Source organism: Nguyenibacter sp. L1 (genome assembly GCF_035199985.1).
GTDB lineage: Bacteria > Pseudomonadota > Alphaproteobacteria > Acetobacterales > Acetobacteraceae > Gluconacetobacter > Gluconacetobacter vanlangensis.
Map to the genome: position 1 here is coordinate 2,765,001 of NZ_CP127015.1, position 22,974 is coordinate 2,787,974.

A 22,974-nucleotide genomic window follows, 5' to 3' on the forward strand; every position below is an offset into this window, starting at 1 on the left:
TTACTGCAGCTTTGCAGTGGCATCAGAGACATTCTGTGTAGGATAGGTGGGAGGCTTAGAACCCGGGGCGCCAGTTCCGGTGGAGCCATCCTTGAAATACCACCCTGACTGTTTCTGATGTCTAACCGAGACCAGTAAGCCTGGTCCGGGACCCTGCATGGTGGGCAGTTTGACTGGGGCGGTCGCCTCCCAAAGTGTAACGGAGGCGCGCGATGGTGGGCTCAGGTCGGTCGGACATCGACTGTTGAGTGCAATGGCATAAGCCCGCCTGACTGTGAGAGTGACAGCTCGATCAGAGACGAAAGTCGGCCATAGTGATCCGGTGGTCCCGCGTGGAAGGGCCATCGCTCAACGGATAAAAGGTACTCTAGGGATAACAGGCTGATCTCCCCCAAGAGTCCACATCGACGGGGAGGTTTGGCACCTCGATGTCGGCTCATCACATCCTGGGGCTGGAGCAGGTCCCAAGGGTTCGGCTGTTCGCCGATTAAAGTGGTACGTGAGCTGGGTTTAGAACGTCGTGAGACAGTTCGGTCCCTATCTGCCGTGGGTGTTGGAGACTTGAGAGGATTTGTCCCTAGTACGAGAGGACCGGGATGAACAGACCTCTGGTGCACCGGTTGTCGCGCCAGCGGCACAGCCGGGTAGCTAAGTCTGGACGGGATAATCGCTGAAAGCATCTAAGCGAGAAACCCACCTCAAAACCAGGTCTCCCCGAGGGCCGTGATAGACCATCACGTCGATAGGCCAGATGTGAAAGCGCAGTAATGCGTGCAGCTAACTGGTCCTAATCGCCCAATAGGCTCACTCACACAGCCCGCTTAAACGCAGGCAACACACATGCACAGCAATCATCCACTCAACACTCAATACACACACCTCAGCACCAACCTCTCACGCCCACTACACCCCATCAGGGTGGACTGGACGACCTGGTGGCCATGGCGGGGATAGCTCCACCCGATCCCATCCCGAACTCGGCCGTGAAATGCCCCAGCGCCTATGATACTGCGTCTCAAGACGCGGGAAAGTCGGTCGCCGCCAGGTCTTCCAATCCACCTACACCACCGCGGGGTGGAGCAGCCCGGTAGCTCGTCAGGCTCATAACCTGAAGGCCGCAGGTTCAAATCCTGCCCCCGCAACCATGAAATCCCGATACTAAAAGCCAAAGGCCGCCCCATGGGCGGCCTTTTGCGTTCATGGCACCCCAACCAAAAGCATAGCGGCATGGTGAAATTGAAGTGGTCCCGGAGCGTCAGGTACTGGCGGCAGGCCGCAGCCGCACCGGGATCGATTTCGCGGCCGGCACATGGCTTTCTCGCGCCCGATGCCACAGCGGCAGCAGGGCGTTGCATTCGGGATAGTAGGCGGCCAGCGTGCCGCGTGGCAGGTCGAAAGGCACGATCCGCAGACCGGTGACCTCCCGCCTCACCCTATCGTCCGCGACGGTCTCCAGCACGACGGTCGCGCCCGGCTCCAATCCCCTCGCCGCCATGTCGTCGGGACACATCATCACCACCTGGCGCGTGCCCTTGACGTTGCGAAAACGGTCATCATAACCGTAGACGGTCGTGTTGAACTGGTCGTTGCTACGGACCGTGACAAGCACGAACCCGTCTTGCGGGGCGGGCATATCCGGATCGGCTTCCAAGCTGGCCAAAGGCAGGAAATTTGCCTTGCCCGACGCGGTCTTCCATCGGCGTTGGCGCGCGTCGTTGCCGCGGTAGAAGCCGCCGGGCTGGTTCAAGCGCTGGTTATAGTCGGCGTACCACTCCGGATAGGTCGCGGCGATGGCGTTTCGGATACGAGCATAGTCGGCCACCCATTCCTGCCATGGCACGTGCGGGTTGGGCGGCAACAGGGCGTTCGCGATGCCGGCGATGATGGCGGGTTCGGACCGTAGGTTCGTCCCGGCGGGCTGGCGCAATCCGCGCGAGGCATGGATGCAGGAGGTACTGTCCTCGATGCTGACAATCTGCGGTCCGCTGGCCTGGCGATCGATTTCGACACGGCTGAGACACGGCAGCAGCCAGGCGGCGCGGCCATGGATCAGATGACTGCGGTTCAACCGGGTCGTGATCATCACCGTCAACTCCAGGCGGCGCCAGGCAGGAATCAGCAGCGTGTGTTCCGGCAGCGAACGCACCAGATTGCCGCCCAGTTGGATCACCGCCTTGACGTCGCCGCCGATCACTTTTTCGGCAGCCTCGACCACATCCAGGCCCTTATGCCGAGGAGGCGAAAACTCGTACAGCCGGGCCATCTGGTCCAGCGGCACCAATTCCGGTTTCTCGGTAATCCATACCGATCTTTGACCCTGGACGTTGGAATGGCCGCGCACGGGGCAAATGCCCGCCCCCGGTCGACCGATATTGCCGCGCAGCAGCAGCAGTGAGGCAAGCATGCGTACGTTTTCCACGCCCTCGCGGTGCTGGGTCAGGCCCATGCCGTAAAGGCCCAGCACTTTCGTCGCGTTGCGGTAGAAGGTCGCGATCTCGCTGATCGCGGTGCGTGACAAGCCGGAGCGGCGCACGATCGTCTGCCAGTCATGTGCCTTCATCGCCCGGACGAAATCGGCAAAGCCGTGTGTGTGTTCGTGAATGAATGCATGGTCCAAGGCGGGAACACCGTCGATCAGACTCTCCGCGTCGTCCCATTCCAGCAATTGCTTGCACAGGCCGGCCAGCAGCGCCAGGTCCCCGCCCGGTCGGGGCTGGTAGACGCGCGTGGCGATGGGGGTGGGGCGGTGCGCCAGCATTCGCAGCGGATTCTGCGGATTGACGAAATAATCCAGTCCTCGCTCGCGCAGCGTGTTGACGACCAGGATAGGAACGCCGCGTCGCGCTGCATCCTCCAGTTGATGAAGCATGCGCGGGCTGTTGGTGGCGGTGTTCTGGCCGAAGATCATGATCAGGTCGGTCTGTGCGAAATCGTCCAGCGTCACGGTGCCGACCGGCACGCCGATGGCCTGCGGCAGCCCGACGGACGTGCTTTCGTGGCACATATTCGAGGAATCCGGCAGGTTGTTCGTGCCGTACAGCCGCGCCAGAAGCTGATACATATACGCAGCCTCGTTGCTGGCACGGCCCGAGGTATAGAATACGGTCATGTCCGGCGCCGTTGTTCGCAGCGCGGTGCCGATGGCGCTGAATGCTTCCTCCCATGTCGCGGGCACGTAGTGGTCCGTATTCGGATCCCAACGCATCGGATCGATCAGGCGGCCGGCCTGTTCCAGCGCATGGTCGCTCCAGCCCTCCAGTTCCGTCACGCTGTGGCGGGCAAAAAAATCCGCCGTGATACGCGCGCTGGTCAGGTCCCAGGCCGTGGCCTTGGCGCCGTTTTCGCAGAATTCGGCCAGATGTGGTGGTGACGGTTTGGCCCAGGCGCACGAGACGCACATGAAACCGCCGTCCTTGTTCTGTCGTCGCAGCGCCAGCGTCGTGCTGGCCGCGTGGCCCTCGCGCGCCAGGATGCCGGCGACCGCCCGGATCGATCCCCAGCCGCCGGAAGGAATCGCGCCGCGGTCCGCGGCGTCGCCATCGTCGTCCCCTGCCATGCCGGCCTCCGTTTCCGCCAACGGGAAATGCGAACTTTGCGGTATCGATGATAAGGCGTGGAATAGCGGAGAAGTTTCCGAAAACCGCGCGAAACGGACATCTGCCACGTCCATTGCCCGTTGCTACGGCCCTTCATGGGTCAGGATGTCGAGGCGGTAGCGATCGTGCATGACCGGGCCGTCGTGCCGGATGCCGGTCTGCGCCGCCATGGCTGCCACCAGCAGGTCGGCGGCTTGGTTGCCCTGCAGAATTTCTCCGGTAGATCCAAGGTAATTGACAAGCACGCAGTGCCCGCCCGGATACCATCCGGTGGCGATTCGCCGCGCCAGCCGTACGAGTTCGGCAGGCGACAGGAAATACAGGATTTCGGACAGGACGATCAGGTCGGCCGGCATCCCCGTCGGCCACGCGTCCGGAATCTCTGCGCGCAGGAAGATGATGTTGGGCCGGTCGGCATTCCGTCGCACCGCTTCCGCAAGCGCCACGGTGGAGACGTCCATCGCCGTCAGGCTGTCGCATCGGTACGACAGCATGTGGGTCAGTTCTCCGATCGCGCATCCGGCTTCGATGCCGCGCGCATAGCGCGGCTGCGGCAGCGCCGCGAGCGTCGCTCGGTATTTTCTTCGTTCATAGGCAGAGGTGCGGACATGCCATGGATCGATGTCTGCGGCATAGAACTGGTCGAATCTGGCGGCGCGTTCAGACATGGCACGCGTTGGCGATGAAAAGTTCGGGACTGTCGAGGAAATGCCGTCGCGTTCGTTCATCCATGACGAAGCCTCCGGGGGCGTCCGGGATCAGGTTCGTCATCTGCGACCGATGCGCCGCGATCGCTGCCGCCTTTTCCTCCTGGAACGGCACGGTATCGAAAACGCGCAGCGTTGCGCCTCGCTCGAGAGCCGCCTCGATGAAGCGGCCCCAGATCGGGTATTGCCACACTGTCAGCCCGCGCCTGGCGCGCGCGGCCGCGCATGCGACCGCCGCCGCGCAACGATGGTCGGGATGGGGATCCTTTTCCCAGCTTGCCCAGATCGCGCTGATATCGCAGCGATCGATGAAGGACAGCAGGCGGGCAGCCGCCTGCGCTTGGCCGGCTGAAGTCGCCGGTGCGCCCTGATCGGGAAAGCCGAGGGTGGCGGTTCGGCCCGATCCCCTGGTCAGGCGCCGGACGGCTTCCGCCAGTTCATCGCGCCGCAGCGCGATCAGCCGGTCGGCGGGAAAGAGCCGGGAGCCGGGATGCGACGACCGACCATCCGTCAACGTGACAACCAGGACAGAGCGGCCGGCGCGGCTCGCCGCTGCTATCGCACCACCGCAGCCGAGCGATTCGTCATCGGGATGTGGCGCCAGCACGAGTACGCCTGCCGGCCCGGCCAGCGTCGCGATATCGATCGGCGCAGCACATGCCGCTTGCCGGACGAGCGTCCCTTTGGCGAACGGCGTCACCATGGGCATGCGGCGGCGAGCAACCGACCCGCCCCTTGAGCAGTTTGGCATCCGGGGCCGCTTGGCGGAGGAACAACGACAGGTCGCGCCGGATGCGTTCGATGGGCGATCCGCTGGCGTAGCCCGCGGTGCCCAGCGAGCGCTCGGCCAGTCGGAGGACCTCCATGCAGCTTTCTTCCACGAACTGCTGGGTTAGCAGAGCGTCCGCGACGGCGGCGTCGATCCTTGCCGCGCTGCCGGTCGCCGATGTCTCGACGGTCATTCCCGTCTCCCGCACCAGATGCGCCATGGCGCGGCACAGCGAGACAGCCCGCGCATATCGTGCCAGTTGCAGCGGGTCATCCAGCCGGCCGCGCGCCGCCAAATCCGATCGCCAGAGTTCGACCAGCGCTTCGGCTCCGCCCAATTGCGCCGCGCAATAGCGCCAGGTACCGCCTTCGTAATGGGGTTCCCGCTCATAATCGCCCGGCTGGCCGATCAGGGCGGCCGGATCGATTTCCAGGCCGGTGAAATCGAAACGGCCAGACACCGTGGCGCGCATGCCCGTGGCGTTCCATGCGCTCGGATCCTGGCGGGCGGAATCGGATACGTCGACGATTGCAAGATCTGGGCATGACCGATCGGTTCCTTCGGCACGAAGCGACACCACCGCGAAGCGCACCAGCCCCAATCCCGATGCAAAGATTTTCTCACCGTCCAGGCGCAGGTGGCGTCCCGCCCGGCCATAGCGCAGCGGGCAGGCGCCATCGGCCGCCCAGACGCCGAGCAACGCGCCATCCCGGACGGCGGCGAAAGCACGCTCCGCCACGCTGGATCCGCCATAGAGATGCAGGAGCTTTGCCGCGTTCAGATGCCCCTCGAACAACCGGGCGACGGAGAGATTGGCGCGACCCATATCCCTCAGCAGTTCAAAGGCAGCCACTACGGAATCGGCGTCCAGCCCGAGTCCTTCGCCGCCTGCCGTGAAGGGCAGGCAGGCCACCAGCGCACCGGCCCGCGACAGGGCGCCGATCTCCGATGCCAGGCCGATCGAGCCCCGATCGGCGGGACCGGCATTTGCCGACAACTGCCGCATCAGGTCGCTTCGTTCCGGTGCGGTGAGGGTTGCCGTTTCGATCGCATGATCCTTCATGCGGTTTCTCCTGCCGGCGATGGAGCGGCCGCACGGGCGGCGTGGTCGCGAAACGTCTCCAGCCGGGGCAGTTCGGCCATCATTTCTTCCCACAGCATGCGGCGGCGCGTCAGGCGGGGACTGGCATGCTCGACGAATGCCCATAGCTGTCCGAAACGGGTGAAGGTCCGCGCCGTTCGCATTTGTTCGCGCGACAGGGCGGCCTCTGACAGCGCCGCGTCGCATTGTCGCTGATCGCGGAGTGACCGGCGTAGCCGCCCGCGCAGGCTGGCACGGAACCAGGTGCGGTGTGCCGGTTCCAATTCCTCGTCACAGCGATGTGCCTCTCCGGCCAGTCGCGAGGCGATGGTGTCGGCCATGCCACCCGGTGCGCGGCCATCCAGCCGGCCAGAGGTGACGACGCGCGGCGCATCGGCATACAGCACCGGCAGGTCGTGGGCAAGAAACCGCCGGACAAGCGCCCGATCCTCGCCGCATGGTACGATCGGCGCACCGCCGACCCGGTCGTAGGCGGCAGCCGACATGGCCAGGCTCGCGCCGGAGATAATTCCGTGAAAGGGCCAGGGATTGAGCATGTCGGGGTCCAGCAGGCTGGCCAGTTCCAGCGCGGTGCGACGGTAACGGTCCTCGGCGGCGTCTCGTTCGACGATCCATGACGGCAAACGTGCGAACTCCGCCGCGTCCAGGTCAACGAAGCCGCAGACCATGGCGGCCCGGCCGTCGGCCAGCGGCGCCAGGTTGGCCCCGATCCAGTCGGGCGCGGGCTGGGAATCGGCATCGGTCGTCAGCAGCCAGCCCTCGGCCGTGACATGGGCGCGCGCGAAATCCAAGGCCGCGCGGCGCGCGTTGCCCGCATGGGCCTCCGCCGCGGAAAAGCGGCATTCGGCCAATCTCAAAGGGCTGGCGTTCCGGCGGGCCCACGCCAGGGCCCTTCGGGCCGTATGGTCGCAGCTATTGTTGACAAGAACGGTGATGATTCCGTTTTGCGACCATCCGTCCATGGCGCGTCTGCATGCGTCCAGGCAATGCTCGACGCGGCGTTCCTCGTCGCGCGCCGGTATGGCGATGGCATAAGCGACTTTCGGATAACCGAAATCAACGGATAAGCCATCTTTCATGATCGGGATCGATCGAGATCGCCCCCCAAAAGCGAAGGTCGTAATGCCATTCAAACGGGAAACGCCCGACCTGCAAACAGGTTTTCGACGGGCAGCCCTGTACACGCCGTTGGCATGAATCGATATGGCAACGCCCGATCCCACGGTCACGGCTGGAGCGATTGCTCCGCGCCGGCTTCCAACAGGGCATTCAGGAGGGGCCGGACCCGGCGCCCGGCGCACCGGCACCCAGGCGCGGTCCGGATCCGGTACCGCCCGAAATTCCGGTACGCGAGCCCGACGACACGGATATATCTGCATCCGGCTGGGCGCTTCAGCGCCCCTGGCGACGGGGCAGCACGGAGGCGAGCATTTCGCGGGCGGTCTTCCCGATTACGCTTGCAAGATCGGGTTCGGTGGGCAGCATCGCCATGAAGGATCGGGCTTGCTTCAAGGTGATGTGGGGCGGCAGAGGCGGCACGTCCGGATCGGTCTTTGCCTCCAGAACGACGGGGCGATCGGCATGCAGCGCCTCGTCCCAAGCCGCGCCGACCATCGCGGGGTCGTCGACATAAAGACCCTTCAGCCCGATCATCCCGGCATAGCGATGATACGGAAAATCGGGAATGGACTGGGTGGCCGGCGTTTTCCCGGCGCCGAGAAGGATCCGTTCCTCCCACGTCACCTGGTTCAGGTCGCCGTTATTCAGCACCAGCACGACCAGGCGAGGGTTGGGCCATTTTTTCCAGTATTTGGAAATGGTAATCAACTCGTTCAAGCCGTTCATCTGCATGGCGCCGTCGCCCGCGCAGGCCACGACCGTACGGTCGGGATAGGCCATCTTGGCCGCCACGGCATAAGGGACGCCGGCCCCCATCGACGCCAGGCCGCCGGACAGCGAAGCCTTCATGCCCCGGCGCATTTTCAGGTCGCGCGCGTACCAGTTGGTTCCCGAGCCCGAGTCGGCGGTGACGATGGCCCGCTCCGGCAGGCGGGACGACAATTCCCAGAACACGCGCTGGGGGTTGAGCGGACGGGCCGGATCCATGGCCCGCGCTTCCAGGGTTCGCCACCACGCGGCGACGTTGCGTTCGATCCCGAGGCGCCAGGACCGGTCCGTCTTGCGGACCAGCAGCGGCAGAAGCGCGCGCAGCGTCGCGGCCGCGTCACCGACAAGGTTGACGTCCATCGGATAGCGCAGGGAAAGATTGGCGCCGTCGATATCGACCTGCACGCCGCGCGCCGCCCCCGGCTTGGGCAGGAATTCGCTGTAGGGAAAGGATGAGCCGACCATCAGCAGCGTGTCGCATCCCTGCATCAGTGCCCAGGATGGCTGGGTGCCCAGCAGGCCGATCGATCCGGTGACGAAGGGCAGGTCGTCGGGCAGGGCGGCCTTGCCCAGCAGGGCCTTGGCCACGCCAGCCTCCAGCATCTCGGCCACCGCCAGCAGTTCGTCGGTCGCGTCCAGCGCGCCCGCGCCGGCCAGGATTGCGACCCGGCGTCCTTCGTTCAACACCGCCGCGGCACGGTGCAGGGCTGCGTCGTCCGGCACCCTGGCCGTGTCGGGAAAGCCTGTCCCGGTGTGGGTCGCGCCATGCGCCACCGGCGGGTCGGCATAGGGCAATTCCTGCAGGTCGTTCGGCATGATCACGCAGGTCGGCGCCCGTTCGGCGGCGGCGGTCCGCACCGCCTGGTCGATCAGGTGCCGTACCTGCGACGGTACGGAGGCGGTGGCGACGAATGCGCCGGCCACGTCCTTGAACAGGCATTGCAGGTCGATTTCCTGCTGGTACTGCGCACCGATCGCCGATCGCGCCTGTTGTCCGACCAGGGCGACGACCCCGACATGGTCCAGCTTGGCGTCGTACAGGCCATTGAGAAGGTGGATGGCGCCCGGTCCCGACGTGGCGTAGCAAAGGCCGATCTGTCCGGTGAACTTGGCGTGCGCGCAGGCCATGAAGGCCGCCATTTCCTCGTGCCGGACCTGGACGTATTCCATGCCCAGGCCCAGCATCTTCTGTAGCGCGACGTCCAGACCGCCGACGCCGTCGCCGGGATATCCATAGACGCGGCGCAATCCCCATTCGCAAAGACGACGCCAGACGAACTCGCTTACATTCATGGGATCGATCCTTGTCGAGGCCGGATCCGTACGGGCGGGCCGTCAGCCCCGCAGCGTCAAAGGCCGGTCCATATCGCGGGGCAGCAGGCACTGGCTGGACCGCGTGAACCGCCACGCGCGGATGCGGACGGCGCCAGAACACGTCGAAATGCTCCGCCGGCCATGTCCGTTTTTTGGGAATGTCCGCCAGGGCGTCCGGCGCGATCGCGTACGCCAGGGCCAGCAGGCCTTCATGCTCCCCGTAGACCAGATGCACGCCCGACGGCCGGCGCAATACGGTCTGTTCCGGCCGGCGTCTGTGGCCCCCATCCTTGCGAAAAGCGGAGGCGAGGATCTTGTCGGGTGTCGGCGAGGACGCCTGGACGCGCGGGTCGCCGCCCAGCAACAGGGCAAGCGCGCCCGCGGGTTGCCAGCCCCGGGCGCTGGGTGCCTGTTCGTCCGGCCGGCCGGTGGGGGACAGGCCGATTTCGTCGTGCACCTTGTCCGGCTTTTCGGCATGCCGCATCAGGATGATTTCGGCCTCGGACATCGCAGGTCCCCTTTGCGGAGGTTTCGGATTGTGCCTGTGACGCGGGCGTACCCGGATAGGCCCGTCGGTTCCCGAATGGCCGCGAAGTCATCGGCCAGTCGGAGGGCCCGGACTCAACGGTGCGGCGGATCAGGGGTTGCTGGATCGCCGTATCGCCATCGGCCAGACGCACCACAGCCCGAACACGCTACGCCGACCATGCGCCCGCGCGACCATCTCCCTCCAGCATAAGGTCCGCGGCGATCACAACGTCGAGGCCGAAGGCGATCGTGAACGGCAGCGGCGCCGAGGCCGCCAAATGCGTAACCAGCCAATGGAGATGTTGGCTGTCACGCTCATACATCGCGACGCTGACCTGTCCTGCATCGCCGTCGCGTCCTGCCCCGGCGGCATGGTGAGGCCGGCCGCCTATCGCTTCGCGCTGCCGGTTTCTGTGCTGTCGCGGGTCAGGAACAGCCCCACTGTTTCCGGCAGGGCCTGCGCCAGCCATTTGGCCATGGCCTTTTCCTCCTCCAGGATCTGCGCGCAGACGTCACGCGTCTGGATGTCGCCGCAGAACTCGGCGGTGGCGATCAGCGCCACGTAAGCGGACACTTCGAAATGTTCGAAGGCGTAGCTCGCCATGGAGCCCTTGATCACTTCGTCCGCCATCAGCGAACCGCCCAGGCCCTGCAGCATGGCCATGAGCTTCCCGCCCGTATCCTTCAGGCCGGACGGGCTGCTGCCGTGGCGTTCGATACAGCCGCGGATCAGAATGGCCTGGCGGCGTGTCTCCTCCAGGTGCTGCCGAATTTTTTCCTGCAGGATAGGATAATTTTCAAGGCGGGCAGCCTGGGCCTGCAGCATCTTTTCTGCCTGTCCGAGATTCGGTGCCATCCTTCTGGAGCAATTTGGCGGGGCGAACGGCGAGTTGGCCGCGGCGATGCAATATTCGATTCAGGGCATTAACACGGATGATCCGATGTTGAAGGATCTGCTGATGGATATCGGCACCGAGGAATTGAGTCACCTGGAGGTGATCGGCACGCTGGCTCGCATGCACCTCAAGCCGATGAAAACGTCGCGCGAGGACGCTGACGCCGACCCGCTGCTCGCCATCACCGAGGGGAGTGGTGTCAATCTGTTTAACTCCCGAGGCAATGCGTGGACGGCTGATTACCTGAAGATCACTGGGCAGCCAGAGGTAGACCTTCGCAACAATATCGCGGCGGAGGCCCGTGCGAAGATCACCTATGGACGGCTGATCGATTTTTGTGACGACCAGGGCACATAGGATGCGCTGCAGTTCCTGATGACCCGTGAAATCACGCATATGAAGGCCTTCATGCTGGCACTGGACAGCCTGGGCTTGTCGCCTCTGGAGATCGGCTCGCTTCAGCCCACTCCGGATCTGGTGGACCAATATTTCAATGATTCGACCGATGAAGATGGAGACGGTTCTGCGGACATGGCCAGCTCCTTGTCGAGTAAAGGGGGATTCAAGTGCATAGACAGCCCTGCATTCCATCCTGAACTGATGGCGGTGGACGGACCGAACTGACACGAGTCCGTCCACGATGATGTCACGGGAGCCGATAAGGAAGACGGCTCCCGCGCATGCGGTTTCGCCTGCTAACGGCAACTGACCAATTCGTCTCCGACTTCGTATTCAATCACAGTTTCGGTAAGCTGAAACGCGTTCTGGATGGCTGCGCCATAGATGGTGTTGTCGTAGATCGTCCAAACATCGGCGCCGCGCGTGGCGAGCGAAGCAACGACTTTCGCATGAGCTTCAATAGCCTCTTTCCCATAAATTGACTCGTAGATGCGAGGGGAGCCGTGCAGCCGAAAATAGGCGAGGCCGCTCCAGCCTCCGGGTTGCGCCGCAAGCAATGGTTTGGCCGGATCCGCCGCGACCCGTGACACTTGCTGCCTCCCTAACATGTGGTCGACCTCCGGCTGGAACCAACTGGCATGTCTCGGCTCCAAAACGACAGCTCCAGTGACCGTGGCCTTCAGCTCATTGATGAATCGTTCGGTGATGTCGCCGGCGTAGGCGAAACTCGGAGGAAGCTGAACCAGGACGGGACCACGCTTGTCGCCCAAGCCGCTCGTTTCCTCGGCAAAGCGTTCGATGAGCGCCCGACAATCGATCAAGCGGCGCTCATGCGTGATCGTTTTGGGCAGCTTGACGGAGAAGCGGAATTCGGGCGGCACGCTTGCTGCCCAGCGCTCATAGGTCGTGCGCCGGTGCGGTCGATAGAAGCTGCTATTGATCTCGACAGCTGAAAAGCGCGCGCCATAACGTTCAAGGTGCGTGCCGACCGAGGGAAATCGCTGGGTAAGCGCGGACGGGATCGACCAACCAGCGACGCCGATGCGAATGGACATGAGCGGCTTCTCCTATGACCGGACGACGACGGATCTCAGCTCCCAGCTTGCGATTCCTGCCAGCCGATCTCGAGGCTGCCGCGTTATTGATGCCAGCTCAGGCCCTTCGGCACCATTGAGAAACCGCAGGCGCGCAGGGCAGCGTCCAGCTTCGTCGTCCTCACGGGACGGTCGTCAACCATTTCAAGCGTGAACATGAGATGCTTCTCGCGCTTAAGCGCGGCGGCGAGCGCCGCAAGGCCGGTGCTGAGGACGGGGGCGAGGGCGGGATCATCCGCATCGATATAAGTCAGCAGGTTACGGCCGCCCTGCGTAAGATAGAATACAAGGCGTTCGTCGGCGATCACGACGAACGCGCCGCCGCGGCGGGTCGGGCGGATCGCGGATCGGTGCGGCGGCCATGGCAAAATCATGCCGAAGGGGTTGGCCGGATCGCCAGCCGAAAGCGCGACCGGAACGGGATCGGCGGAACGCATGTCCGCGAGTTCGCGGAGCCGGTCGACGGTCGCACGTTCCGCGAACTGGGCGGCTCCCAGCCCTTCGACGAAGCGGCCGCGCACGATCTGCCCCGCATCTTCCATGCTCCGGAAAAGCGGCTGGAGCGCGGGAAAGCCGCCCGGCACGTCTTCCGCGACGGCCGCGCCGCGTGTGACGATGCCGTACCGGTCGAGAAGCCCCTCGACCAGCGCCAGCGTACGGGCGGTGTCGCTGGCCGATTCGCGGGGCAACAGCGACCAGCGGCCCGCCAGGGTCGGATCGCCCCGTGCACCGGATGTCGAGGCACCGGTTGTCCTCGATTGCGCGAACGAGGACAATCCGCGAAGCCCCCTGCGCCGCCGCGACAGGTGAATCGGACGGTGCGGCGCGCGTGCGCCCGTGCGAGCCCGTAGCGGCGACCAGCTGTCGCTGGTGATATATCCGGCCCAGGCAAGGTCCCAGAGCGCCGTAGCGAGATCGGACGTCGGGACCAGCGGACCATCGTCCCTGGTCCCGGCCGATCCCTCCGCCAGTCGGGCGGGCGCCAATGTCGCAAGCTGGCGTGCGAAATAGGCTCCGCCATCGGCGAGAACATCGAGGATCGCTCGCTGAAGCGGCGACAGGGCCGCTGCGTCATCAGCGCCTGCTGTGGGCGGCAGAGTTTCGGCGGCGAATTCTCGCGGATGCAGAGAGATCAGGCCGTCTTCCCCGCTGAGCTTGCCATGGCCGCACCACAGGACCGTCCCGATGGAGATCAGTTCGTCCAGCATGGCCGGGGTGTAGTTGTGCACACGGGCACGCAGGATCTGGTTCTCCCACACCGAGGCCGGCAAAGGCACGCCGGCGAGTTGTTCGATAACGCGGGCGACACCGTCGATGCCCGTGAGGGTTCCCCCCTCCGTATGCCTGGGATGCAGCGCGGCCTGCCCGACGGACAGGGCAACAAGGCCGTGGCGTTCCAGTAGCAGGCGTACATAGGTTTCTCTGGTGGCCGGGCGGGTCGCCTCGCGCGCGGCCTTTAGCGAACGCAGCCGCAGGCGCCGGAACACGTCGTCCGCTATCCATTCGTGGCCAGCCAGAGGATTAGGCATGGGGGCATTGCGCATCGAGGGATCGGCGCTCGCGGACTCCACCTGCGCTTCCAGCCGGCGCTCGACGCCGAAATTCCCCTTGAGCAGCTTGCCCTGCGCGCGCAGCCGTTCCAGTGCCGCGTCGGCGACCGTGACGCCGAGCCCGAAACGGACTGCGACCGCGTTCGTCGTGAACGGTCCATGGGTGCGCGCATATCGCGCGACCAGATCGCCGAGCGGGTCGGCGGCCGGCTGCAGGAAGACATCGGGCAGACCGGCCGGCAGCGTCACGCCGAGCGCGTCGCGCACCCGGGCGGCGTCCTCGACGGCGGTCCAGCACGCTCGGCCTGCGATCGCCACCCGGATGAGGCGGCGCTCGGTCGCGAGTGTGGCGAGACAGGCTTCGGCGTTGCCATCCGTGAGGCGCCCCACGACCTCCTCTGCCGACAAGGGGCCGAGTTCGCGCACGAGATCGGCCACGCCCTCCTTCCCCTTCGCCCGATAAGCCGGTGCCAGACGCTGCAACTCACTCTCGACCTGGTCAACGACCAGGGGATCGAGAAGCGTCCCAAGATCGACTTCGCCGAGAAGTTCGGCGAGCAGCCCACTGTCCAGAGACAGCACCGAGGCGCGTCGCTCGGCGATCGGCGCGTCCGTCGCATACATGAATTCGGCAACGTATCCGAACAGAAGGTCCGCCGCGAACGGCGACGGAATTTCGGTTGTCACCTCCACGATCCGAATCGCGCCATCCGCGAGCCGGCGCGCCAGGCTGTAGAGTGCTGCGAGGTCATACACGTCCCGCAGGCATTCGCGGGCGGTCTCGATCAGGATCGGAAAATCCGGATGGTCCCGCACGATCTCCAGCAACTGGCCGGCGCGCAGCCGCTGCTGCCACAGCGGGGAGCGATGGCCGGGCGTACGGCGCGGCAGAAGCAGCGCGCGAGCGGCGCATTCCCGAAAGCGGGCAGCGAACAATGCCGAGCCGCCCACGGCTTCTGTCACAATGCCCCTGAGTTTGTCCGGGTCGAAGAGGAACAGTTCCGCCCCCGGCACCTGTCCAGCGGTATCGGGCAGGCGGGCGACGATGCCGTCGTCACTGGCCACTACCGAAGGGTCGACACCGAACCGGCGCCGGACGCGCGCGGCGATCGCCAGCGCCCAGGGATCGTGCACGCGGCGCCCATAGGGCGAGTGCAGGATGACCCGCCAGTCGCCGGCCTCGTCGCGGCAGCGCTCGACCACCAGCGTCCGATCCGTCGGCAGCACGCCGGTCGCCGCACGCTGCGCGTCGACTAGCGCACGCATGTTGGCGATCGCGTTCGTGTTCAGCCCGGCCGCCCGCAGCCTTGTTTCCGGCGGGGGAACGTTATCGTCGTCTCCGGTTTCTTCGCGCATTCCGGCGTCGAGCGCGGCCAGGAAGGCGCCGATTGCTTCCCCCAGTTCGGCGGGCCGCCGCACGCCATCGCCGTGCCAGAAAGGTAGCCGGGCCGAGCGGCCCGGCGCCGGCGTCACGATAACCTGGTCGTTGGTGATCTGTTCGATGCGCCAGGACGTCGTGCCGAGTGTGATGATGTCGTTCACCCGGGATTCGTAGACCATCTCTTCATCGAGTTCCCCGACGCGGCGCGACCCGGTCCGTTCCTCGCCCTCAGGGAGGACGACGGCAAACATTCCCCGGTCGGGAATGGTGCCGCCGCTCGTGACGGCAAGTTGCAAGGCGCCGGGACGCGGCGTCAGGACCCCGGTCTCGCGGTTCCAGACCAGGCGGGGGCGGAACGCGGCGAAATCGTTGGAGGGATAGCGCCCGGCGAGCATGTCGAGCGTCGCATCGAACGCGCCGCGCGGCAGGGTCCGGAAAGGCGCGGCGCGGCGCACCGCCGCATACCAGTCCTCGACGGCTACGGGTGAGACGGCGACCGCCGCCACCGTCTGCTGCGCCAGCACGTCGAGCGGGTTGCGAGGCGGGTCGATCGCCTCGATACGGCCGGCGCGCATGGATTCGACGGTTACGGTGGCATCGACCAGATCGCGCCGCGTGCGGGGATAGACCAACCCGGATGACGCGCCGCCGACCTGATGGCCGGCGCGGCCCACCCGTTGCAGGCCACTCGCCACCGATGGGGGCGCTGCAACCTGGATCACCAGATCGACCAGCCCCATATCGATGCCGAGTTCCAGGCTCGACGTCGCGACGACGCAGCGTAGATCGCCGGATTTGAGGGCGTCTTCGATCTCGCGGCGCTGCTCTTTCGAGACCGAGCCATGATGCGACCGCGCGAGCAGCGGCGGCACGCCCGTCGATCGCTTTTCGGTGCTGCCGGAGGCCGACGCGTAATGGACGGGCGGCTCGGCATTCGGCATGAGCGGCGCGTCTTGCGCGAATCGCTCGGCATAGAGTTCGTTAAGCCTTGCCGTGAGCTTCTCGGCAAGGCCGCGCGAATTGGCGAAGACGATCGTCGCGCGCTGGGCCAGGATCTTCTCGAAGATGCTGGCTTCGACATGAGGCCAGATCGAGCCGCCTCGTACGCTCCGTTCCTCATCGCCGGCCTGGCCGCCCGATGCCGCCAGGTCGCCCATGTCCTTGACCGGCACCACGATCTTCAGATCGAGCCGGCGGCTCGAGGGCGGATTCACGACCGTGACCGGCTGCGCCCCACCCAGGAATTGCGCCACCCGATCGACCGGACGCACGGTCGCCGACAATCCGATCCGCTGGGCTGGCGTGGCCAGCAGCGCGTCCAGACGCTCCAGGCTCAGCGCCAGATGCGCACCGCGCTTGGTGTCGGCCACCGCATGAACCTCGTCGACGATCACGGCCTGTATGCCATGGAGCGTCTCGCGCGCCTTCGAGGTCAGCATCAGATAGAGTGACTCGGGCGTAGTGATGAGAATATCGGGAGGGCGGCGCAGCAGCCCCGCCCGTTCGGCCGCAGGGGTATCGCCGGTGCGCATGCCGATAGTGATTTCAACGGGTGCGTCACCGCGCCGCTTCCGCTCCACTCCAACGCCATGGAGCGGGATTCGCAGATTGCGCTGCACGTCGGCACCGAGCGCTTTGACCGGCGAGATGTAGAGAATGCGTGTCGCGGCCCTTGCTTCGGGCGTCGTTGACCCGGGTGCCGCCTCTGCGGCGGTCTCCGCCTCACGCTCGCGGAAAAGCCGGTCGATCGCATGCAGGAATGCGGCCAGGGTCTTGCCCGAACCGGTCGGCGCGATCACCAGTGCGTTTTCCCCGGCGCCGATGACCGCCCAGGCTGCCGCCTGCACCGCGGTCGGACACGCGAACGCCGCGTCGAACCATGCGCGGGTCGCGGGGGCGAACCTTGCAAGCGGGTCGGGGTTCGGGGTTTTCCTTCGGGGCGTCATTCCGCAGGTTCTTTCTGCTTTTCAGCGGCAGCCTTGGTCGTTCAATCCACAGGAGCAGTTTGTCACAAACGCGTCCACGCGACTTCAAAAGATTTGGCGTCGAACGGGTCGATCCGTGGAGCGATTGAGCGGCCGGCTGCGACGGCGGCGGCGGTGGCTGGATGGAGCATGGCCGGATGCTCGGCATGGTGGCGCCCTGTCCGTCAGCTCCGGTGAGGGCGACCACGCTCACGGGCGTAGCACTCCGAGGGCACAGCACAGTCGGGAGAGGCAATCCCCCACCCGTCCGGTCCATGAGGTCGGCGCAAGAAGCATGAAAGCTTGCCAGCGCAGGCCGCTGGCTTTGACGAAATGTCCATGCGACGAGCGCATCGGATCACGATAAATGCCACGCGCGCTGATCTTGCGCCCTGTCCGCGGTTCCAGCGTATCGTCGACCCCCGATGATGACCGAACCGTCAGGCACCAGAACCGCGACCAGCCAGACAAACGGCGTCTTGGCCAGGGCCAGAGCACTCCAGTGATTGCAGCTCAGAATACGATGAAAGGAGGAGAAATCCGCCGCGTTCGCCTGAGGTCCGTGAGCGTGCAGTCCGTATGGTGGGCGAGCATCGCGCCGATTACGGCTCGGAATGGGCTGCGATGACTTCGATTGCTGCCAAGATCGGCTGCACGGCCGAGGCGCCGTGGTGCTGGTACCGCGATGAGGCGAGACGGCGAGCAGGATCGGCGGGGAAGCTGGTGACGAGCGCATTCGGCTCAAAGAGCTTGAGCGCGAGGACAAAGAGTTTCGGCGCGCCAACGAGATCCTGCGTAAGGCATCGGCATATTTTGCGATGGTGGAGCTCGATCGCCGCGGAAAATGCTGTTGGCATTCATAGACCCCTCCGCAGCATTCCCCCTGCTAACGCAGGCGGAACCTTGGCTGCTTCGAACGACACAGACGCGGTGCAGCGACATATGGGGGCCTCTTTCGCAATCAATCCTTGCGGACAAAGAGCTCTGCGTAAGTACGGGAGCGTCCGAGCGGGGACTTCCCAACACCCCACCGCCACAGAGTACGCCCGTCCTCGCTGAAGCGCCAATAGGCGGCGACGATCACGTCATCATCGAGCAGTTCAAGAATCTCGAATTCCAGCGTGGAGATCTGGCGTGCGCGGACGGTATCGAAGCGCGGGCTGCCCGCAAGGCCTGACGTGCTTCCGTCCAGGATCGTGTCGTAATCGAGAGTACGGACGGCCTGTGTACGATCCGTATCATTTTCCGAGTGATACCGCAGCCGATCTTGCGTGAACTCGAGATAGAGGCGCAGACTCATGTCGGGTGGAAACCGGCCATCGCTCCACGACGAATGCGCCGCGTCGATGATCCAGCAACCGCTGAGGGAAGTGTTGTCCACAATCTTTTTTCCCTATGGGTTCAGGATTGTCAAAAAAAATCCACGTCGAGCGTGGGCCCGCGTCTGCCAGCCACCAGACAGAACACGGCGCCGAGAACGCCGAGCAGACACGGAACGGCAAGCGCAGTGGACCAGCCGACGCCGCGTGCGAGCATCCAGGACGTCACGATCGGTACGATACCGGCGGCGACGTTTCCCCAGAACCCCGCCCATCCGACAACGATGCCGACGAAGCGATTTGTCAGCCCTTGTGCAAGCGACCAGATGGAGACCTGACACATGCCGAGTGCCGCGAGGGCCATGCACAGGCAGGCCACGGCGGCGATCGTGCTGGCGCAGAATGTCGCGGCTTCCAGGGCCAATGCACTGAGTACCGCGCCGACGGCCCCGAACACCGCGCGGCTTGCAAAAATCGACCCCGTGCGCCGCAGGATCAGATCGCTGGCAAAGCCGCTGCCGATGACCGAAACGTAAAGGCAGAGCCAAGGCATGGCGAAGATCCAACCCATGGACGCGTAGCTCAGATGACGGGCTGACATCAGGTAGTGCGGCAAGGTCACGTGATAGAAGGACTGCACCGACAGGACGCAGAGATAGAATGCGCCGATCGCCCAGAAGCGGGGCGAGCGTAGCAAGGCTGCGAAAATCGGCGTCGTCGCTCGGGGTGGAGACGCCTGATCGCCACGATGCGGGCCGTCGCGGTAAAACAGGAGCCACAGAAGGCTCAGCCCGACACCGATCGCACCGAATGCTACAAGCGCGTGGCGCCACCCGATGACCGTGACGGCTTGCGTGGTGATCGGACCGGCCGATGCCGACCCGATATAGAGGCATCCCAGAAGCACGGCATTGCCTCGGGACCGGCGGGTCAAGGCGAACCAGTCATGCACGGCGCTGACGCTGGCGCTCCAGTCGGGTGCCTGGAAGGCACCCATGGCGATGCGGAAGGCAAGGAAACTGGTAAAGCCTGATGCCTGCGGCATCGCCATTGTGACAAGCGACCAGAGCAGGCAGGCAAAGCCCAAGGCGCGATGCGGCCCGATCCGGCTGACGAGCCATCCGCTCGGCAACTGCATGACGGCGTAGCTCCAGGCGAGGGACGCAATCACGGTCGATATCTGGACGTAATTCAGTCCGAGCGCATGGCCAATACGTGGGGCGGCGAGTGCGAAGCTGTTCTTGTCGAGCGCCATCATGATGTTAATGGGAACCACAAGAGCCACCAGCATGGTCCAGGAGGAACCATCAGCACGCTCGGCGACGACTTCCTGAGTATCAGCCATGCGCGGTTCAGGCCGAGCGCAGGATCGGGTTGGCAAAGCGCCGGTTCTCGAGCACGGGCAGCACTTTCCGGGCATGCGCGATGCGCGCAGGGTCGAGGTCGCAGAAACCGAGCGCCGGAGCCTCACCAAGATCGAGCGTCACGACACCCAGCGGGTCGACCACCATGCTGGCGCCACAGTTTCGCACGCCGCATTCACCGACCGCCACGACATAACAGGTGTTGTCCAGCGCACGCGCCGTGTTGAGGACGCGCCAGTGGTGCTCCTTGCCCGGGCCGCGTATCCACGCTGCCGGCATGGCGATTACTTCGGCGCCTGCCGCGGCGAGCGCGCGTGCGACTTCGGGGAAGCGAACATCGTAACAGGTCATGACGCCGACCTTGAGCCCCCCGATCTCGATCACCGGGGGGAGGCTGTGGCCCGGTGCCGTGCGATCGGACTCACGCGCGCCGAATGCGTCATAGAGATGGATCTTGCGATAGCGCGCGATGATGTTGCCGTCGCGCAGAACGACGAGCGTGTTGTAAAAACGACCCTCCCCGTCCGGCACGTTGACGCAGCCCATCACCGTAATGCCTTCGGAAGCCGCGCACAGTCCGGCCATGAATGGACCATCGAGCGGCTGCGCCGTCTTGGGCATGATCTCCGGGTCGTTGATGTCGCGTGCGAGGATGCCTTCGGGCAGGACCAGCAGGTCCGCGCCGCCCGATTTCGCGCGCGCGATCAGCTTCAGGCAGGCCGCCTGATTGGTATGCCAGTCTGCGGCAACGGCGAACTGTCCCAGAGCAACTTTCATGATGTCTTCCTTTTTCAGAAGCCGTAGCTCAGACGACCGCCGATGAAACGCGGAGCGCCGGGTACATGCTGGTAGGTCGTACTCTCGGATGAGGAGGTGACGCTGTAGTGGCGATCGAGCAGGTTGGTTGCATAGACGGTCGCACTCCAGCCATGCGCTTTGCTGGCGACCGTGGCATAGGCACCCATCAGGAAATACGAAGGAAGTCGATAGGCACCCGTGCCCCCGATCATCATGGCCTGGGAATCGCGATAATTGCCGTTCACGCCCAATTCGCCGGTCAGGTCCGCTGTCAGATCAGTGCGATAGGCGGCAGATCCTGTCATCGTGAGCTTTGGAATGCCAAGATCCGTTCCGCTGTAATCGGTATAGAAGGCGCGATAGACGCCGGTCGCGGCATGATAAGCGTTTGTGGCCGGGGTGTTGAGGGCATCGAACGTCGTGTAGGTGCCTCGTTCGTATCCCATGTTGCCGTTGAGGTAGACATGGGCCAGCGGACGGGCATCGGCGCTGAATTCGATGCCCCAGATGTTGGAACGTGGTACATTCACGTAGGTGCCGAGCGGTCCGTAATCTGTGAGCAGAAAGCTCGAGACGACCTGCTGGTTGTGATAATCGTAATAGAAGGCAGCGCCGTTCAGGCGCAGCTTGCCGGGTAACGGGTCGCTCTTGAAGCCAAGTTCGTAGGCTACGAGGGATTCCGGCTTGAATGCATTGAGCTGGGCTTGCGCGACGGTGTTGTTGGCGGCAAAGCCACCGGGCTTGAAGCCTTTGCTGACCTTGAAATAGCCCTGAAAATGTTCGGTGAACTGGTCCTGGATACCCAGGAGGCCGCCGATCTGGTTGGTCAACGCGCCCTCGGGAACGAAGGCAAGATTGCTATGCCCGTATTGAATGGTACGATAGTTCAGGAGTTGCCGGTCGTCCGACATGTGGTTGAGGCCGCCGATCAAGGTGATGGTGTGCGTCAGACGATACTCCAGATTGGCGTATTGCGAGAAAGCCTGCTGATTCTGATCGTAGGAACTTTGGGAAATATAGCCGCGGCCCTTGTAATCCGTGAAATTCGAGAAGAATTGCTGCGCCATGCGTGACCGGGCATAATACGCGCCGATCACCCAGTGGAGCGGATGGCCGTCTGCCGATGTCAGCTTCACTTCCTGCGAAAACGCGTTGGCGTCCACGTTGCGATAGACGTCGCCGGTTGCGAGTGCCGTTCCATCCTCGTCCGAATATTCGCCCTGTCGCTCGGTTTCAAAAGCGGAGATCGTATCGAGTTTTGCGAAACCGAAATCATGGCCGATGCGGACGTCCGCACCCCAGAAGATATTATGTTCCGACGGCTTGAGCGTATCGGGGCGCCCGACGAGCTTCGCGAAATCGGGCCGCATGTCCCAGGCGGTCTGCCGATAGCCGGACAGGTTCGGATAGTGCTGCCATGACGGATCGAGATTGATGACCGGCTTGCCATTGACCAGCTCCGAATTGTCCCGCGTCCAGTGACCGCCGATCTGGATGGACGTGCGGGAATCAGGAGTCCAGCGCAGCTTGCCGAGCAGCGCGGACTGATCCTGATCGCCGAGATGCGCGCCGTTGCTCGGATCGTACTGCCAACCACCGCCCTGGATTGTCTGGCCGGCGAGGCGGAACGTGAGATTGCGCGCGATCGGTCCGGAGATATAACCGTTGGTAATTGAGCGCGCGTAGCTTGCGATATCTTCAGATGCGCCGCCATGCCATGTCGAGGTCGGATCGGCGCTATGGAGTGATACTTCGCCACCGCTGTCAGGCATACCGTGCGTGAAGCCCGTTGGCCCTGGGGCGATGCCGACGTCGGCGATATCGAACATCATCCCGTCCGTCATGGAACTGAACGGGTACGCCACATCGTCCACATAGACCATGACCGAGGACACGTTGTTCTCATAGTAATCGTCGAGGCCGACGCCGCGCAGATGGTAATTGATGCTTTGCGTGCCCTTGAGCGACTGGACCGTCAGATTGGGCGCGAGATTCTGCAGGTCCGTGACCGCCACGACATGGCGATCGCGTAATGTCTCGGCGGAGATATGCGTCGTGGAGTCTGCTTCTCTCTGTGCGTGGGCGAAGTTGAACCGACGCGTGCCGGTGACGGTCATGGCCTCCGGACGTGCTTGATGGATATTGCGGGCCGACGATATCGCATGGCGCGTGGATGCATGAGGGGGCGCGCGTCGTGCGGCCGCGATCGACGCCGGACAGACCTGTAGCATCGTGCCGCACAGCAGCATTCGCGCGCCGATGCGTCGGCCAAACGAAGGAATACGGACAGGAATCATGGGCGTCGT

16 protein-coding genes, 1 tRNA gene, 2 rRNA genes and 1 pseudogene (1 of these 20 cut by a window edge) are annotated in these 22,974 nt (G+C 64.4%); 6 read left to right on the forward strand and 14 right to left on the reverse strand.

Annotated elements, in window-relative coordinates; all coding sequences use genetic code 11:
- The 3 genes from QN315_RS12455 to QN315_RS12465 all read left to right on the forward strand — a co-directional run.
- Positions 1-812: ribosomal RNA gene (locus tag QN315_RS12455) — 23S ribosomal RNA — on the forward strand; it begins 1,929 nt to the left of the window's first position.
- Between the two features lie 119 nt (positions 813-931).
- Positions 932-1,047 (forward strand): 5S ribosomal RNA (rrf, locus tag QN315_RS12460).
- Between the two features lie 21 nt (positions 1,048-1,068).
- Positions 1,069-1,145: transfer RNA gene (locus QN315_RS12465), tRNA-Met, on the forward strand.
- Positions 1,146-1,255: 110 nt separating this feature from the next.
- Here the strand turns inward: QN315_RS12465 and QN315_RS12470 are convergent.
- From QN315_RS12470 to QN315_RS12505, 8 genes are all read right to left on the reverse strand, one after another.
- Positions 1,256-3,556 (reverse strand): FdhF/YdeP family oxidoreductase, encoded by a 2,301-nt coding sequence (locus QN315_RS12470; RefSeq protein WP_323989573.1) that lies wholly within the window; start codon positions 3,554-3,556, stop codon positions 1,256-1,258.
- Between the two features lie 123 nt (positions 3,557-3,679).
- Positions 3,680-4,264 (reverse strand): SAM-dependent methyltransferase, encoded by a 585-nt coding sequence (locus tag QN315_RS12475; RefSeq protein WP_323989574.1) that lies wholly within the window; start codon positions 4,262-4,264, stop codon positions 3,680-3,682.
- Positions 4,257-4,910, reverse strand: a complete 654-nt coding sequence (locus QN315_RS12480; RefSeq protein ID WP_323989575.1) for a PIG-L deacetylase family protein — start codon at positions 4,908-4,910, stop codon at positions 4,257-4,259. Before QN315_RS12480 ends, QN315_RS12475 begins: the two co-directional genes overlap by 8 nt.
- Positions 4,888-6,135: an acyl-CoA dehydrogenase gene (locus QN315_RS12485; RefSeq protein WP_323989576.1), complete on the reverse strand. Its 1,248-nt coding sequence runs from the start codon at positions 6,133-6,135 to the stop codon at positions 4,888-4,890. The genes QN315_RS12480 and QN315_RS12485 overlap by 23 nt, the downstream gene beginning before the upstream one ends.
- Entirely contained in the window at positions 6,132-7,403 is a 1,272-nt protein-coding gene (locus QN315_RS12490; protein WP_323989577.1) for a glycosyltransferase family 2 protein, read from the reverse strand. The genes QN315_RS12485 and QN315_RS12490 overlap by 4 nt, the downstream gene beginning before the upstream one ends.
- Positions 7,404-7,566: 163 nt before the next feature.
- Positions 7,567-9,354: a thiamine pyrophosphate-requiring protein gene (locus QN315_RS12495; protein WP_323989578.1), complete on the reverse strand. Its 1,788-nt coding sequence runs from the start codon at positions 9,352-9,354 to the stop codon at positions 7,567-7,569.
- Between the two features lie 716 nt (positions 9,355-10,070).
- On the reverse strand, positions 10,071-10,226 hold the full coding sequence (locus QN315_RS12500; RefSeq protein ID WP_323989579.1) for a hypothetical protein: 156 nt from the start codon (positions 10,224-10,226) through the stop codon (positions 10,071-10,073).
- 65 nt (positions 10,227-10,291) lie between these two features.
- Entirely contained in the window at positions 10,292-10,729 is a 438-nt protein-coding gene (locus tag QN315_RS12505) for a ferritin-like domain-containing protein (protein WP_323989580.1), read from the reverse strand.
- Between QN315_RS12505 and QN315_RS12510 the strand changes: the two genes are divergently transcribed.
- Positions 10,728-11,156 carry a manganese catalase family protein gene (locus QN315_RS12510; RefSeq protein ID WP_408904636.1) on the forward strand — a complete coding sequence of 143 codons (429 nt, stop codon included), beginning with the start codon at positions 10,728-10,730 and terminating at the stop codon, positions 11,154-11,156. The genes QN315_RS12505 and QN315_RS12510 overlap by 2 nt on opposite strands.
- Before the next feature lie 18 nt (positions 11,157-11,174).
- A complete protein-coding gene (locus tag QN315_RS12515) occupies positions 11,175-11,423 on the forward strand; it encodes a hypothetical protein (RefSeq protein ID WP_323989582.1) in 249 nt (82 codons plus the stop codon).
- Positions 11,424-11,494: 71 nt separating this feature from the next.
- Here QN315_RS12515 and QN315_RS12520 read toward each other — a convergent pair whose 3' ends face one another.
- Both QN315_RS12520 and QN315_RS12525 read right to left on the reverse strand, forming a co-directional pair.
- Entirely contained in the window at positions 11,495-12,253 is a 759-nt protein-coding gene (locus tag QN315_RS12520) for a DUF72 domain-containing protein (protein WP_323989584.1), read from the reverse strand.
- Between the two features lie 83 nt (positions 12,254-12,336).
- On the reverse strand, positions 12,337-17,169 hold the full coding sequence (locus QN315_RS12525) for an ATP-dependent helicase (protein ID WP_323989586.1): 4,833 nt from the start codon (positions 17,167-17,169) through the stop codon (positions 12,337-12,339).
- Positions 17,170-17,766: 597 nt separating this feature from the next.
- On the opposite strand from QN315_RS12525, the pseudogene QN315_RS12530 reads away from it, so the two are divergent.
- Positions 17,767-18,052: pseudogene (locus tag QN315_RS12530) on the forward strand (hypothetical protein); the annotation flags it as partial.
- Positions 18,053-18,148: 96 nt separating this feature from the next.
- Here QN315_RS12530 and QN315_RS12535 read toward each other — a convergent pair.
- The 4 genes from QN315_RS12535 to QN315_RS12550 are packed head-to-tail and all read right to left on the reverse strand — an operon-like array spanning position 18,149 to position 22,965.
- Positions 18,149-18,568 (reverse strand): hypothetical protein, encoded by a 420-nt coding sequence (locus QN315_RS12535; RefSeq protein ID WP_323993825.1) that lies wholly within the window; start codon positions 18,566-18,568, stop codon positions 18,149-18,151.
- Between the two features lie 29 nt (positions 18,569-18,597).
- Entirely contained in the window at positions 18,598-19,851 is a 1,254-nt protein-coding gene (locus QN315_RS12540; RefSeq protein WP_323989587.1) for an MFS transporter, read from the reverse strand.
- 7 nt (positions 19,852-19,858) lie between these two features.
- Positions 19,859-20,647: a deaminated glutathione amidase gene (locus QN315_RS12545; RefSeq protein ID WP_323989588.1), complete on the reverse strand. Its 789-nt coding sequence runs from the start codon at positions 20,645-20,647 to the stop codon at positions 19,859-19,861.
- A 14-nt stretch (positions 20,648-20,661) separates the two neighbouring features.
- Positions 20,662-22,965 (reverse strand): TonB-dependent receptor domain-containing protein, encoded by a 2,304-nt coding sequence (locus QN315_RS12550; protein WP_323989590.1) that lies wholly within the window; start codon positions 22,963-22,965, stop codon positions 20,662-20,664.
- Positions 22,966-22,974 lie beyond the last annotated feature (9 nt).

Bases quoted from the DNA above. Each gene is read 5' to 3' on its own strand.
- QN315_RS12515 (WP_323989582.1), top strand. From the start codon at position 11,175: ATGACCCGTGAAATCACGCATATGAAGGCCTTCATGCTGGCACTGGAC.
- QN315_RS12545 (WP_323989588.1), bottom strand. From the start codon at position 20,647: ATGAAAGTTGCTCTGGGACAGTTCGCCGTTGCCGCAGACTGGCATACC.
- QN315_RS12470 (WP_323989573.1), bottom strand. From the start codon at position 3,556: ATGGCAGGGGACGACGATGGCGACGCCGCGGACCGCGGCGCGATTCCT.
- QN315_RS12475 (WP_323989574.1), bottom strand. From the start codon at position 4,264: ATGTCTGAACGCGCCGCCAGATTCGACCAGTTCTATGCCGCAGACATC.
- QN315_RS12520 (WP_323989584.1), bottom strand. From the start codon at position 12,253: ATGTCCATTCGCATCGGCGTCGCTGGTTGGTCGATCCCGTCCGCGCTT.
- QN315_RS12485 (WP_323989576.1), bottom strand. From the start codon at position 6,135: ATGAAGGATCATGCGATCGAAACGGCAACCCTCACCGCACCGGAACGA.
- QN315_RS12505 (WP_323989580.1), bottom strand. From the start codon at position 10,729: ATGCTGCAGGCCCAGGCTGCCCGCCTTGAAAATTATCCTATCCTGCAG.
- QN315_RS12550 (WP_323989590.1), bottom strand. From the start codon at position 22,965: ATGATTCCTGTCCGTATTCCTTCGTTTGGCCGACGCATCGGCGCGCGA.
- QN315_RS12500 (WP_323989579.1), bottom strand. From the start codon at position 10,226: ATGTATGAGCGTGACAGCCAACATCTCCATTGGCTGGTTACGCATTTG.
- QN315_RS12540 (WP_323989587.1), bottom strand. From the start codon at position 19,851: ATGGCTGATACTCAGGAAGTCGTCGCCGAGCGTGCTGATGGTTCCTCC.
- QN315_RS12525 (WP_323989586.1), bottom strand. From the start codon at position 17,169: ATGACGCCCCGAAGGAAAACCCCGAACCCCGACCCGCTTGCAAGGTTC.
- QN315_RS12495 (WP_323989578.1), bottom strand. From the start codon at position 9,354: ATGAATGTAAGCGAGTTCGTCTGGCGTCGTCTTTGCGAATGGGGATTG.